Here is a 14,713-nt window from a genome sequence, read left to right on the forward strand (position 1 = left end):
ACTATGAAACGAAATATATTGAATATTATTTGGGCATCTATGTTGACGATGTCTTTGACAAATTGTAATGATTTTCTAGATGCTACATCTCCAGGTACGGTAGATAGAGAATTTGTATTTTCAGATGAAGAATCAGCGCGTGACGCATTATATTATGGTTATGAAACACTTCGTGCAAACAGAAGTCTTCATTCAGTCGGCTTTTTTTGGCATCCGGTATGGGGATCTGATATTGAAGATTCGCAAGATTTGTATGATCCTGGAACAGCTGGAATAAGTGAAAAATGGTTTTATCCTAATGGAACTAGTAATTATAACATAGATTCTGGTGAGGGGACAGAAGTCTTTACTGAATTATATAAAACAATTGCAGTTGCTAATTCGTTGATAACCAGTTTTGAAGCACTTGATAATTTCCAAGAAATAATGGAAGGTGAACCTAATACAATGTCTGATCTTTATGGTCAAGCTATGGCTTTGCGCGCTACTTGCTATTGGGAATTGTGTCGTTGGTATGGTGATGTACCTCATGTTTTGGAAGCTGGACAGAAAGTAGAAGGATTGGTTTCACGTTATGCTATCTATGATTATCATATTCGAAAGTTGATTGAAGTAGAGCCGCATATGTTTCGTCCGGGTGAAGGAAGTACGCGTGCTGATGTTATGAATCGTTCATATGTGCAAGGTTTGATTGGACGTTTGTGTTTGTATGATGGGGGATATGCGACTCGTCGTACAGATTTAGGAGCTGACTTTCATGTTGATGGGGAAGGTAATGTGCTTTCTTTTGATGATTGGAGTATTGAAAAAGATGGCGCGGTTTATGGTAGAAGAACAGATTGGAAGGATTTGTATGAAATAGCTAAGGTCTATCTTCAAGCTTGTGTAGATAATCCAGGTTCTGTTGTTCTGCATACGACTGATCCACGTACGAAAGATCAAAATGGTCGTGAATATGGAAATCCTTATCAATATACATTCCAACAGATGCATGCCGGAGATAATGTGACGCTGGCAGATGAATCGGTTTATGAAATACCTCAGGAATATAATTACAGTTCCGATCGTCCTGCTTATATTGGTAGACCTTCTACCGGAGGAAATGGACAAGCTCCTTGTGTGGCATGTGGACAAGATCGTATTCAGGCTCATTTTTATTATGGTTGGTTTGACAATAATGATATGCGTCGTGATGTTTCGGTTACAGTTACTGGCAGCAATGGACAAGGACAAGAATTAATCCAGTCGTTTGATCGGAGTGCATGGGGAAAAGGATGTGGACCTGGTACTAATAAATATGATTGGAACAGATTACCTTCTCCTAATACTCAAAGTTATGGAACTTCAGGAATCAATGTCTCTTATATGCGTATTTCCGATGTTTATTTGATGTTGGCGGAGGTATATGCTGCTTTAGGAGAGGAAGGAAATGCTAAACAATATTTGCAAATAGTGCATAATCGAGCATTCCCTGACAATAATGACCCGAATTTTGAAAAGTATATATCTGATTGTGGTTCGGTATATAATGCTGTAATTAAAGAACGTGCTTTGGAATTCAGTGGAGAAGGTGTTCGTCGGTTTGATATTATTCGTACAGGAATTTTGCCTGAAGTAGCAGTTGCTGATCGTAGAATTATGAAAGCCATTATTGATGGTGTTCGTGATAAAGGATATTATGAATTTGAGAATGGAAATCAGATACCAGCTTATATATGGACAAAGATGGTGGATGCTAAAACTGAATATGGTTATCGTTTGACAACACAGACTCCTGTCGGTAAACAAGATGACCCTGTATTGTTTCCAGGTTGGAGAGGACAACATGATGATTGGGGAAGTATAGTTCCTGCGTTTGCTGATCAGAATATGACAAATGTTGCGATCAAAGGATTATTTAAATATATAGCTCCTGGTAGTGAAGAAGCCAAATCTCTTGAAGCAGAAGGATATGTGCAAACCAATTGGGCTATTGATATGTTGAAATATGAAGAAGATTATGCTACAAAATTGTTTGCAGGTTATACTGATGAAGATTATGCAGCGAAAAATCCTCCGATACACTTGATTCCTAATACATATCAGGTATTATTGAATTCAGGAATTACGAATGGTTATGGATTTAGGCAACAATAAGCATAGTGGATAATTGTTGGGAATATGTCTTTGGAAATTATTGATTTGTCTTGCTATACTGGCATACTTTATTAAATATTCAGTATGGCAAGACAAACAATATGGATTTATTCCATTACCTTATAAAAGTATGGAAGTATAATGAAAAGCATATATAACCTGTCTATGTTTTTAAGAGTATGATTTTATTTTTATACAAAGAAGTATAAATGTTTATGAGAACAATATGTTGGGGAGTGTTTATTGTACTCCTGTTTTTTACTTTTCCGTGTCGTGCGGATATTACTAAAGTCGTGGCACAAGACGGTTCGGGTGATTATCTGACTATCCAAGCTGCTTTTGATGATGTTCCTGAGAATTTTCAAGATGGAAAGTGGATTATTCGTGTCAAACCGGGGCGTTATTACGAAAAGATAATATTAGAAAAAGGGAAAGATCATGTTGTTTTGATTGGCGATGATGTACAAAATACAATTCTAACCTATGATGATTATGCAGGTAAACCTGGTCTTAAAGGAGGTTCATTCAGTACGCGAATCAATGCGGATGATTTTACGGCTTATCGTATTACGTTTGAAAATACTCACCTCAATATTCGTGAAAAACCGGGAGAAAACAAACATTCACAGGGTACAGCTTTGGAAGTGAGAGGAGACCGCTGTGCATTATATGATTGTAGGTTAGTAGGCAATCAAGATACTTTTTGGGGAGCAGGAAATGGACGGATTTATGTAAAAGATTGTTATGTAGAGGGTAATGTGGATTTTATTTATGGCTCTTCCGTAATGGTTCTTCAGAATTGTATAATCTATGTCAATCAGCATGAAAGTTATATTGTAGCTCCCAGTACACGAGAGGGAATGCGTTTTGGTTTGGTCTTTTTAGATTGCAAGATTGATGCTAAGCCGATAGGGGCTCTTGATCGTGATGGAGTAGTTTTCAAATCATTCTATTTAGGGCGCCCATGGCACAACAAACCTCAAGCTGCATTTATTCGTTGCTATGAACCGGAATCGGTGCATCCTGATGCTTGGACAGTAATGAATGTTGACGCTTATGTTTTTGCGGAATATAAATGTACTGGTCCGGGTGCTGCTCCCGATCGTCTTGCTCAGCGTAAAATGGGAGGTCGCCAACTGACTGATGAAGAAGCAAGCGCATATACCGTTAAAAATATCTTTTCAAAAAACACATGGAAAGAGTATACGGAAGATTGGTTGCCATTGCCACAATTTCAATTATAAATTATGAATGAGATATGAAAAAACAACTTTTCACCTGTTTGTTAGGGCTGGCCGTGTCTGCGACCGCCCTTTCACAGACTAAACCGTATGAACTGGAGCGGGAGATGCCGGTATTCTTAGACCAACTGAAAAAGGAACTGACTTATCCGTTGGCATGGGGAAATAGTGACATTACAAATTTTGCGCAATGGAGACAAACGGCTCGTGAAGCTGTATTGGACGCTATGCTGGCTCCTCCTCCTTATACAACTGATTATCAGATGGAAGTGATAGGGGAGGAAAAGCGTGACGGATATACGGCTAAGAAAATCCGGTTCAATCTGACCGGTTACTCACGGGTAACGGCATATATGTTGGTTCCGGATGGAAAAGGCCCTTTCCCGGGTATTGTACTTTTACATGACCATGGAGGGCATTATACCATCGGAAAAGAAAAGATGATTCGGCCGTTCGGGGTGTCTGATGAAGTAATGGCTGATGCGGATGCTTGGGCAAAGCAATGCTATGGCGGGCAGTATGCGGGTGACTATTTAGCTAAAAACGGCTATGTAGTCATTTCGACAGATGCTCTTTTCTGGGGAGACCGTGGACGGAAAGAAGGTGCGGATGGAAGCAAATATGCCGATGTAGCCGGAAACTTTATGATGTTGGGGCGAGATCTGAGCGCGTTTATGAATTACGAAGACATGTACACCGTAGATTTTTTCGCGACTTTGCCCGAAGTTGATGTGAATCGTATCGGTTGCATGGGATTTTCGATGGGTTCTTATCGTGCATGGATGCTTTCGGCATTATCCGACAAAGTGCGTGTAGGGGCGGCTGTCTGTTGGATGGTTACTACCGATTGCCAGCTTTCTTGGGAATATGGAAAGGAACATGGTGGTTTTGCCAATTGTTTGCCCGGCATTCGTCGTTATTTGGATTATCCGCACATCGCTTCTATCGCTTGTCCGAAACCGATGTTTTTTCTGAATGGAAGATATGATAAATTATTTCCTGTACCGGGCGTAGAAGAGGCTTTCAATACCATGCGGAAAGTATGGGAAAGCCAGTCGGCAGGCGAGAAACTCCGTACGGAAATATGGGACATGCCTCACGACTGCGGTCCCAAGGTGCAGAAAGCTGTGTTAGATTTTTTCAATAGGTGGCTTTAAGATAGATGAGTTCACATTGTTTTCGGGGAGCGGGCATTCGGACCTGCTCCCTGATTTTTTAGCGGCGTGTATTTGCGGATGGTCCGTAATAATCTCTACTTTTGCTTTTCTCATTTTATCTACTTTAATTGAAGATATCTTCTCCGGCAGTTTCAGTGCACTGAAACTGCAGATGGAGATATATTACTTTTCCATGTCTGTATATTGGTAGAATTCGGGGAATAATATCTGGACAACAGAGGATGAACTGCAAAAAGAAAGGGAGGCGTTCTGCAAATGATTGCGAACGTCTCCCTTATCTTAGTAAGCAATGTTAATAAATAAGTCTTGTCTGTCTAAAAAACAGGCTTCGTGAGAAGCCTGCTTTCAGATGAAGATTTTATTTTGCTTCTTTCTTGAAGTTCAATACATCTTGAGTATAAACACCCATTACATCAACGAACTGGAACATGATAGAACCAGTAGAACCATTTTCGATAATACCCGTTACCCCGGTTGCCGGAATAACTTTCAGACCAGTGCCATTTGTCTTATCAATATCTGCACCTGTCAAGCTGGTAGCTTGTGCGGTGTACTTATTGATATAGATGGTGTAAGCATCAGACGGTTTATTCGTATCGTCATAACTAATCTTGAAGGTATTGCCATTGTTGTCAGCAGTTAATGTCTGAACATTTGTTCCGCCAGCCAATATTAAGCCGCTAACTTCTCCTTTATAGCCATTGAATTCAATAGCTACACCATTCTTAGCCTCTGTATCATCTGTAGAAACGGTTGCCATCTTAATAACATCGTCAGCACCCATTACAGCATCTGCTTTTGCACCCTTATCAGTGTAGTAAGTCAAGTCAGCACCTTCGAAGATAGACATCAAGTATACGGTGAAGTCTTCTTCAATCTTGAAGTCTTTTACGCCGCCAATTGTGTACGATACTTTAGCTGACAGATTTCTGAATGCATCCGGCATAACGTGGTTGTTAGCTTCGATAGCATCAGTCAGCGTATCCCAAGACAACTGAGCGTTACTTACACCTACATTATCTACTGATGTTACACCAGAAGCTAAGATAGTCGCTTCGCGTCCGGTAGCATTTTCATAAGTCAGTTCTTCCAATTTGATGTTATCATTAAGCTTGCCACCCCAATCATTCTTAACATCTTCGAATGCATCCATAGAAGCATAAACTTCCTTAGTACTTTCATCAACGCCTGTCAGACGAGTCTTGAATACGCCATCGCTCCACATCGAAGTAGTCTTGAATAAGTCTTCCCATGCTGGAACTACTACGTGTACAGGAATGTTAACCTTCTTAACCAGTCTTGTAGCATCGTCATCATCAGATGCACTGATTACACGGTTAATTGTAATGCTGATCAAGTGTTCGCCATCTTGTGCTTCTTTGTTAGCATAGTTATCACCGTTCCAAACAAGCTTAGCGTATCTAATCTTCTTGATATTTTCATCTATCTTATCATCGCTGACATCGATACCCTTCATGTTTTCATCGAAGTACAGGATCTTAGCTGCATCACCGTTCAAGCTGCTAAAGCTATTAGTACCATCTAATGGCCACAAGAAGTGCGTATCATCATTTTCGATAGCCCAAGTGATATTTTCAATGCTGTTAACAGCGATAGCGTCGCTTGCGCTCAGGCTGCTGAATACATCGCCCAAGTCAACCAATACACTCTTGTCGGCAGCCGGAGTAACATCGTGAGTAACCGGTGACAAGGTAACTTCTTGCTTGTCAGCTTCAGCAAATTTGATTTCGATAGTTTTGGTAGTCGAAACGTTTCCGTTTACGTCAATCAAGGTTACGTCCAATGCAAATTTACGTCCTACAGCATTCTGGCCAGCCTTGATAGAAGTGCCGTCTTCGCTGATTTCTACGCCGTAAACTTCAGCATCGTTCACGTCTTTTGCGTTGATAGCGACTTTCATGTCATAAATGCGACCGTCCAAATAAGTCATGCGGTGGAACAAATCGTTTGCAGGAACGTTTGTCAAGACTTCGTTTGTGCTATCCCATTCACCTTCTCCGCCGATAACAAGCTTGCTTCCGTCCGGAGTTTCGCAAGAAGACTGGGCGTCAGCCTTCAATTGTGTATCAATAATAAAGTTATAGTCTGTAGCTACTACGCCGTCTACAGCCAAAGCATATTTGATGTTGCCGGTCTGAGTAGCGTTGGCAAACTTAGAAATGATTTCTTCAGCTTCTTTGCCTGCTGTGAATTTGTCGAACACAAGGCTCAATACATAGTCACCCTGATCTACGCCGCTATAGTTAACGTCAGCCGAACGTGTACCGTTAGACAACGGACCTTCTTTCTGTCCTTTGGTAGGGATTACCGTAACAGGAGCCACTTCGCCCTTAGAAGAAACCAAAGTCAGTTTAGCGGTAGTCAAATCGTAGTTGATCGGACGAACACTCACTTCGGCAGCAGTTACCTGACCTACAACCAATCCGGCTTTGAGGTCACCCTTCGGACCATCCCATTTAACATCTTGGCTCAAGATAGTCCAGTGAATACCGTTTTCTTGTTTGCCTGAAGGAGTACCATTCTGACTAACAGCAGTTTTGTTTTCGTTAGCAAATTTAGCATCAGTAAAATAGAAGTCGCTTCCGTTATTCTTAGTAATCAAAGAGATTCTTACATCAGCGAAAGCTTTAGCGAAAGTCACTTCTTCGCCGTTCACCATAACGGTATAAGTTTCGTTACCCGGAATCGTGCTTTCGATAACAGTTACGTTGCTTTCAACATCAACTTTCAAAGTCTGAGGTTCTCCGTTAATGTAAAGAACGCCGTCCTTCACTTCAATTTCAGGGATTTCAACCTCACCGGTTTCGCCAGCAGGCAGAGCGATAGTCTGCGCTTCGCCGTCAACGGTCAATACCAGATTGTTTCCGTCCAAAGCCAAAGTCACTTCGTTAACGCCAGTCTTATCAGGAATGTTGTAGGTTACGGTGTTTCCGCCGGTAGTTACGCTCAACACACCGTCAGCGAAAGACACGTTTTCTACATATCCGCCCAATGCGTCAACCTTTGTCTTCAGGTCGTTCAAGTCGCTAGCAACTTGATCGATTCTCTGACTCAGATTGTCGATGTCGTCATCATAGTCTTTACATGAAGTAAAAGTTCCAGCCGAAGCGAACAGAAGCGCTCCGAACAGCAGTGCACTTAAATACTTTTTTCTCATAACAAAATAAATTTAATTTATAAATTAAAAAACTCAAATCGTTCTAACTCAAGTCGTTATAAACAATTCCAATAGCCTGCTTTTCTTCTCGAAACCCCTCTGGTCAGTATTCGCGCCGATAACTGAACCGGCTTCTTTAATGTGTTGATAATGAATGATATGCAATTCGTGATTTAAGGTTTTATAACAGAACGGCGCAAATCTGTGCCGGTTTCGTAATCTGAAAATGCGTAAAGAATTGTGAAACAGAGGGTTGAAATCGGCTATTTTATGCGAGGAAATATAGTTAAAAATGTACAAAACGACTATTCTGAAACATGTTGTAGAACAGGAATGTCTCCTGATTTTAGAGAAAGATAAATAGAATCTTTTCCAGGTATTTTTTAATTTCTACCTTTGAATCGTTTTATCTATTATGTATTGATGATGAAAAGATTTTTAATAGGCTTGTTATTTTTGCCTTTGGTAATTTTTGCTCATGATATAAAGGATATAAAATACGGATTTATTCATCCGCAGGATTCCGCACGGACAAAAATGTGGTGGTTTCATGGGAAATACCCTTCTTCGAAAGAAGCGATGACAAAGGATTTGGAAGCATTTAAAGAAGCCGGTATCGGAGGAATCGTATTCTACGATCAAGTTCATGGCGACCAGCTTCCTGATGCGGAACGGACTATGAGCCAAGCATGGTGGGAAAATGTGTATCATGTAGCTCGCGAGACCAAACGTTTGGGATTGGATTTTGAGTTTCATGTATCCAATGGATTTGTGGCTGGCGGCCCTTGGATTCAACCCAAAGATGCAATGAAGCGGTTGGAATGCATCGAAACCTTAGTGACAGGCGGTGAATATGTTGAAAGGAAATTGGAAGTTCCTCAGAACAGCTATCGTTTTTATCAAGATGTAAAGGTGTTGGCTCTGCCTACATCGGATGTGGCAGATTCGTTGATGCACGTTTCTTGCAACCGTACCGATATGGATGCCAAATCGCTTTTTGATACAGATGCCTTGCAAGCCATTCCGGTCCCCCAAGATGAAAAACCAGTATATATTGACATTGATTATCAAGTTCCCCGCATTTTACGGAGCATTTCATACCTGATAGGTCCTTCGGGAAAAGCGACAACCAGTTCTACTAATGTCCCTGCCGAGCCGCAAGAATCGTTTACGGGAACGGGGTATTATCAGTTGCCGCCTATCGGTGAACTGCAATATAGTGAGGATGGGGAGGTATATCATCGGGTATGCTTATTAAAACCCTTGTATCGGGCGCACGAAAGTTATAAACGGAAGACGTTGTCGTTCGATGCGGTAAAAGCCCGTTTTTATCGCATCAAGCTTTCGGGCTGGAATGAGTCGGAAAAAGGCAAGGCGTTGCGTTTGGGAGGAATTGTTTTAAGTGGGGATGCTAAAATCAATGAGTATGAATATAAAGCAGGATTGATATCCGAATACATTGAGCGGGATATGGAATCTCCTGATTATACTTGTTCAGAATCAGTTCCTGTGCAGAATATTATAGACATTACCGGCAAATTAGGGAAAGACGGCATATTGCGTTGGCATGCTCCTGCAGGTAAATGGAAGGTTTTGCGATTCTGCATGGTGCCTACCGGCAAGAAGACCAAACACGGACGTCCGGACGGCATGGGATTGGAATGTGATAAAATGTCGGTTGCGGCAACAACTCTTCAGTTTAACTCCTATTTCAACGTAATTTTAGATTCGCTTGACTCTCACCGTATCAATAACTTGAAAGGAATGGCAATGGATAGCCATGAGGCAGGAGCACAAAATTGGACAGACGATTTCCTTTCTGCGTTTGATAAATTAAGAGGATACAAGTTGGACCCGTATTTGCCGGTTATGGCAGGATATGTGGTTGGTGACGTCGGACATGACTTTGGCAGAAGCATTGGATAAAGCGGGCATCCGTCCGGATGTAAGCGGTCCCAAATTGTATTTTGCACACCGGAAAACAAAAGACAGTGATGTCTATTTCTTGAACAACCACTCGGATCAAGCGATTAGAGCCGATTATCAGTTTAAGACATCGTATCAACATGCCCAGCTTTGGGATGCTGTTACCGGGAAGCAATATCAATTGCTTGTGAAAAATGGCACTGTTTCCTTGGCATTCGCTCCGCGTGAATCTTATTTCGTAGTCTTTTCTGACGCATTGCCTGAGACAGAAGAGGTTTATTGGAACGGATTGTTACAAAAAGAAACGATAGACTCTGAATGGAATGTGTATTTTGATTCTGCTTGTGGAGGTGTCGGTCCGATGAAAACACAACGTTTGTCTTATTGGAATCAGAGTGAAAATCCTGCTATTCGATTTTATTCCGGAACGGCGGTTTATCATACTTCATTCGATTGGAACCATACAGATGCAGCCGCGGTCCGGTTACAACTTGAAAAGAACAACAATTGGGTAATTGTATATGTGAATGGCAAGAAAGCCGGCTCCATTTGGGCGTCTCCCTGGAATCTGGATATAACCCCTTACCTGAAGCAAGGCAAAAACGAGCTGAAATTGGAAGTCACCAATTCATGGAACAATCGGGCGATCGGTGATTTGCTGCATGCTTTGGATGAACGGTTGACAGTCGATCCGCAATTGTTTGTAACACCTGACAGTCCGTTGCAAGATGCCGGACTATCAGGTGAGGTATCGTTGATATACAAATGAAGTCCGGCTATTCTGGATAATTCAGGTTGGCGTCCGTCAGCTTCTCCAGCACCTCGTCAAGGAACTTTTGGGCTTCCCATCGTGCCATCGGAAGATTCATCATCAGGTAGTTGCCGCAATCTTTGGGACTGGCTCCCGGCACGTCACCTTCGAAAGTGGCGATAAAGCGGAAAGTCTCTTTCATCAGTCCGACGATATCGGCGGACTGAAGGTCGCCTTTCACAACCAGATAGTTGCCCGTAAGGCATCCCATCGGTCCCCAATAGATAATCTTGTCTGCCCATGTGGGATGATTGCGCAGGAACGTGGCGGCAAGATGTTCTATCGTGTGAATAGCCGAAGGGCTGAGGCACGGCTCGCGGTTGGGTTCTTTCATGCGGATATCGAATGTAGTGACGGTTTCGTCTCCCACCGCGTCTTTGCGTGATACGTAGATTCCACGCAGCAGGCGGATATGGTCTACGGTAAAGCTGGGTATCTTTTTCATATCTGTTGGGTTTTAAAGTTTGTTCGGTAATGCTTTCAGGAAGGTTTCGGTCACACGGAACGAGTTATCGGCTATTTCGCCCCAGAAGTTCTTGTATTGTTCCAAGTGTTTGTCCGCTCCCGGCGTATCGCTGATGATACGGAAACTGATGAAAGGCACGCGGTAGAGATGGCATACTTGGGCAATGGCAGCCGATTCCATATCGACCGCAAGTCCTTCGGGGAAGTTCTGCTTGATGGCATTCAGTTCCGTGCGGTCGGTGATGAACTTATCGCCCGTGCAAATCAGTCCGCCGTGAATCGGCGTTTCGGTATCGAGCGAGAGCGCGCAATTATATAAGGTGTCGTCACCCCGGAAGAAAGTGGGGAAACCCTGTACTTGTCCGTAGGCATTTCCTTCGCCGCACCACACGTCGTGGTACACGATTTGGCGGCTTACCACTACATCCATTACATTCAGTTCGCTGTCAATGCCTCCCGCCACTCCGGTGCTGATAATGCAGTCGGGTTGGAAATTGCGGATGAGCTCTACCGTTCCGGCGGCTGCATTTACTTTTCCGATGCCACATTGCATCAGGATGTGCGTGTTGTTCTTTACCGTTCCTTCGATGTAAGAGAAAGGTCCCTCACGATGTTCCGTTTTATTGTCCAGTTGGTTTGCCAGTTGCTTCTGCTCGGAAGACATGGCGGTGATGATTCCTATTTTCATAAATGATTTTATTTTACGCCGCAAAGTTAGCATTTTCAAGGAGTATTGTGTTATCTTTGCCCCCATTAAAACTCAAAAACTTATATCGTATGAATGAATTAAAGAAACTTCTTCCGGATGTGGCGGCGGTTGTGCTTTTCATAGCGATTTCGTTTGCTTACTTCTATCCGGCGGTGTTCGAGGGGCGCATCTTGGCGCAACACGATGCGGTAGCGGGTATCGGAGCCGGACGCGAACATCAGGAATATCATCAGAAACACGGAAAGGTGACCCGTTGGACGAACTCGCTGTTCAGCGGAATGCCTACATATCAGCTGGCTCCGGGATATGATTCGAGCCGTACGCTGAACACGGTGCAAGACCTGTATCATTTGTATTTGCCCACGTATGTATGGTACGTGTTTGTGATGTTGTTGGGATTTTACATCCTGCTTCGTGCATTTAATTTCAAAGTCTGGATGGCGGCATTGGGAGCGGTTATATGGGCGTTCTCCTCGTATTTCTTCATTATCATAGCCGCCGGGCATATCTGGAAATTCGTCACGCTTGCCTACATACCGCCTACCATTGCGGGAATGGTGCTGGCGTATCGCGGCAAGTATTGGGCAGGAGGTATCGTCACCGCGCTTTTCGCCGCACTTCAGATAGTGTCGAACCACTTGCAGATGACGTATTACTTCCTCTTCGTAATGCTCTTTATGGCAATCGCGTTCGGCGTGAAGGCATGGAAGGAAAAGGCTTTCCCCCGCTTCCTGAAGGCAACGGGCGTGCTGGCGTTGGCGGGCGTGCTGGCGGTATGCATTAACCTGTCGAACCTTTATCACACCTACCAATACAGTAAGGAGAGTATGCGTGGCAAGAGCGAGCTGGTGAAGCCGCAGTCTGCCGACCAGACCGGAAGCGGGCTGGAGCGCAGTTACATTACGCAATGGAGCTATGGCATCGGCGAAACCTTCTCGCTGCTCGTGCCGAACGTGAAAGGCGGAGCCTCCGTACCCTTGGCACAGAACGAGCGGGCGATGAGCAAAGCCAATCCGGTGTATTCAGGCCTGTACAGCCAGTTGGGGCAATATTGGGGCGAACAGCCGGGCACGTCGGGACCGGTCTATGTAGGCGCTTTTGTGATGTTTCTTTTTATATTGGGCTGCTTCATTGTAAAGGGCCCGATGAAGTGGGCGTTGCTGGGCGGAACCGTATTCTCTATCCTGCTTTCGTGGGGAAAGAACTTTATGGGGCTGACCGATTTCTTCATCGACTATGTGCCGATGTACAATAAGTTCCGTGCCGTTTCGTCTATCCTCGTCATAGCCGAATTCACCATACCTTTATTGGCGATGCTGACGCTGAAACAGATAGTGGAGCGCCCTGAATTGCTGCGCGAGAAGGCAAAAGCGTTCTTCGTCAGTCTGGGGCTTACGGGGGGCTTGTCGCTATTGTTTGCCATCGCGCCCCGCGTATTCTTCCCTTCGTATGTATCGACGATGGAAATGAACGCGTTGCAGAACGCGCTTCCCGCCGAACATCTGGCGCCTGTCCTGATGAACCTCGAAGAAATGCGTGTCAGCATCTTCACCGCTGACGCCTGGCGCAGCTTCTGTGTCATTCTGGCGGGTGTGGCACTGCTGTTGATGTATGTGCGCGGAAAACTGAAATCCACCGCCCTCATCCTTTCGCTGGCGGCTCTCTGCCTGCTCGATATGTGGACGGTGAACAAGCGTTATCTGTACGATGCGCAGTTTGTGGCGAAAGGCACCGAGATGAAACCTTTCGCGCAGCCTTCGGAAACCGACAAGGCGATTCTGAAGGATACCACGTATTATCGGGTGCTGAACCTATCAACCAATACCTTCAATGAAAACGAGACTTCTTATTGGCACAAAAGCATCGGGGGATATCACGCCGCCAAGCTCCGCCGCTATCAGGAGCTTATTGAAGCGTACATCCAGGGCGAAATGGGTAATCTCTTTTCTGAACTTCCTCAGACGGGAGGCGACATGTCGGCGCTCGACCCCGATCGCATACGTATCTTGAATATGCTGAACGCGAAATATTTCATCTTCCCCTTGCAGGGCGGAGGCACGATGCCTGTGCAGAACCCATACGCAATGGGCAACGCCTGGTTTGTAGACGATGTGCGTTATGTGGGCAATGCCAATGAAGAGCTGGACAGCCTTGCAGCAGTTGACTTACGCAAGACAGCCGTAGTTAATCTTCAGTTTGCCGAGCAAGTAAAAGCTCCTTCACAAGCATCGGTTGCCGATTCGACACGCAGCATTACGTTCAAGCATTACGAACCGAACGAACTGACGTACGAAATCAGTTCACAAGCCGGAGGTACGGTGGTGTTCTCCGAGATTTATTATCCCGAATGGCAGGCCTTTGTCGATGGCGAGGAAGTCCCCGTAGGCAGAGCCGACTACGTGCTTCGTGCCATCAACGTCCCTGCCGGGAAGCATACCGTCCGTTTGCTTTTCGAGCCGAAATCGGTTGCCATTACCGAGACCATCGCTTATTGTGCCTTGGGCATCCTGCTCGCAGGTGCCATTGTGCTGGTTGTGCTCCGCCTGCGGAGGCGCGGGTGATTTTTCAACTCGTCACAGAAGCCACGGAGGCATACGGAGGATAGAGGAAGGAAACGCAGATTAGCGCAGATTCACGCAGATTATTTTCCGTGCTGCCGCCGGCAGGAAGCTTTCGCACGCTGCGATTTCGTGCTGCCGCTGGCAGGAAGCTTTCGCACGCTGCGATTTCGTGCTGCCGCTGGCAGGAAGCTTTCGCACGCTGCGATTTCGTGCTGCCGCCGGCAGGAAGCTTTCGCACGCTGCGATTTCGTGCTGCCGCCGGCAGGAAGCTTTCGCACGCTGCGATTTCGTGCTGCCGCTGGCAGGAAGCTTTCGCACGCTGCGATTTCGTGCTGCACGTTGCAGGAAGCTTTCGCACGTTGCAATTCACCCCGCTCTTCTTTTGGCAAAAATTTGGCGTAAACGGCAGGATTTTTATCTGATTTTTGCCCGAAACTAAAATCTCTGCGCGTTTAGTTTTCTGAGTTCAGATAAAAAGTCGTATCTTTACGCCCTGAAATACATACTA

At 44.6% G+C, this 14,713-nt stretch carries 9 protein-coding genes; 6 read left to right on the forward strand and 3 right to left on the reverse strand.

The genetic code is table 11. The annotated features are described in order from the left end of the window. The first annotated feature begins 3 nt into the window (after positions 1 to 3). From BACSA_RS11640 to BACSA_RS11650, 3 genes are all read left to right on the forward strand, one after another. Positions 4 to 2,136 (forward strand): RagB/SusD family nutrient uptake outer membrane protein, encoded by a 2,133-nt coding sequence (locus tag BACSA_RS11640; protein ID WP_013618295.1) that lies wholly within the window; start codon positions 4 to 6, stop codon positions 2,134 to 2,136. 215 nt (positions 2,137 to 2,351) lie between these two features. Continuing rightward, the gene (locus BACSA_RS11645; RefSeq protein WP_013618296.1) at positions 2,352 to 3,380 is read left to right on the forward strand and encodes a pectinesterase family protein; all 1,029 of its coding nucleotides are present in this window, start codon (positions 2,352 to 2,354) and stop codon (positions 3,378 to 3,380) included. 14 nt (positions 3,381 to 3,394) lie between these two features. Then, on the forward strand, positions 3,395 to 4,534 hold the full coding sequence (locus tag BACSA_RS11650; RefSeq protein ID WP_013618297.1) for a dienelactone hydrolase family protein: 1,140 nt from the start codon (positions 3,395 to 3,397) through the stop codon (positions 4,532 to 4,534). Between the two features lie 379 nt (positions 4,535 to 4,913). Here the strand turns inward: BACSA_RS11650 and BACSA_RS11655 are convergent, their stop codons facing one another. Beyond that, entirely contained in the window at positions 4,914 to 7,733 is a 2,820-nt protein-coding gene (locus tag BACSA_RS11655) for a hypothetical protein (protein ID WP_013618298.1), read from the reverse strand. Positions 7,734 to 8,270: 537 nt separating this feature from the next. Here BACSA_RS11655 and BACSA_RS11660 point away from each other — a divergent pair. Then, complete coding sequence (locus tag BACSA_RS11660) at positions 8,271 to 9,659, forward strand: glycosyl hydrolase (RefSeq protein WP_169311455.1); 1,389 nt, start codon at positions 8,271 to 8,273, stop codon at positions 9,657 to 9,659. Next, a complete protein-coding gene (locus tag BACSA_RS11665) occupies positions 9,613 to 10,428 on the forward strand; it encodes a glycosylhydrolase-like jelly roll fold domain-containing protein (RefSeq protein ID WP_013618300.1) in 816 nt (271 codons plus the stop codon). The genes BACSA_RS11660 and BACSA_RS11665 overlap by 47 nt, the downstream gene beginning before the upstream one ends. A 7-nt stretch (positions 10,429 to 10,435) precedes the next feature. Here the strand turns inward: BACSA_RS11665 and BACSA_RS11670 are convergent, their stop codons facing one another. Both BACSA_RS11670 and BACSA_RS11675 read right to left on the reverse strand, forming a co-directional pair. Further along, positions 10,436 to 10,915, reverse strand: a complete 480-nt coding sequence (locus tag BACSA_RS11670) for an S-ribosylhomocysteine lyase (RefSeq protein WP_013618301.1) — start codon at positions 10,913 to 10,915, stop codon at positions 10,436 to 10,438. 12 nt (positions 10,916 to 10,927) lie between these two features. After that, positions 10,928 to 11,623: a 5'-methylthioadenosine/adenosylhomocysteine nucleosidase gene (locus tag BACSA_RS11675; protein WP_013618302.1), complete on the reverse strand. Its 696-nt coding sequence runs from the start codon at positions 11,621 to 11,623 to the stop codon at positions 10,928 to 10,930. 89 nt (positions 11,624 to 11,712) lie between these two features. Between BACSA_RS11675 and BACSA_RS11680 the strand changes: the two genes are divergently transcribed. Beyond that, positions 11,713 to 14,205, forward strand: coding sequence for a YfhO family protein (locus tag BACSA_RS11680; RefSeq protein ID WP_013618303.1), 2,493 nt, complete (start codon positions 11,713 to 11,715; stop codon positions 14,203 to 14,205). The last annotated feature ends 508 nt before the right edge of the window (positions 14,206 to 14,713 follow it).

The organism is Phocaeicola salanitronis DSM 18170 (assembly GCF_000190575.1).
Taxonomy (GTDB): Bacteria; Bacteroidota; Bacteroidia; order Bacteroidales; family Bacteroidaceae; genus Phocaeicola; species Phocaeicola salanitronis.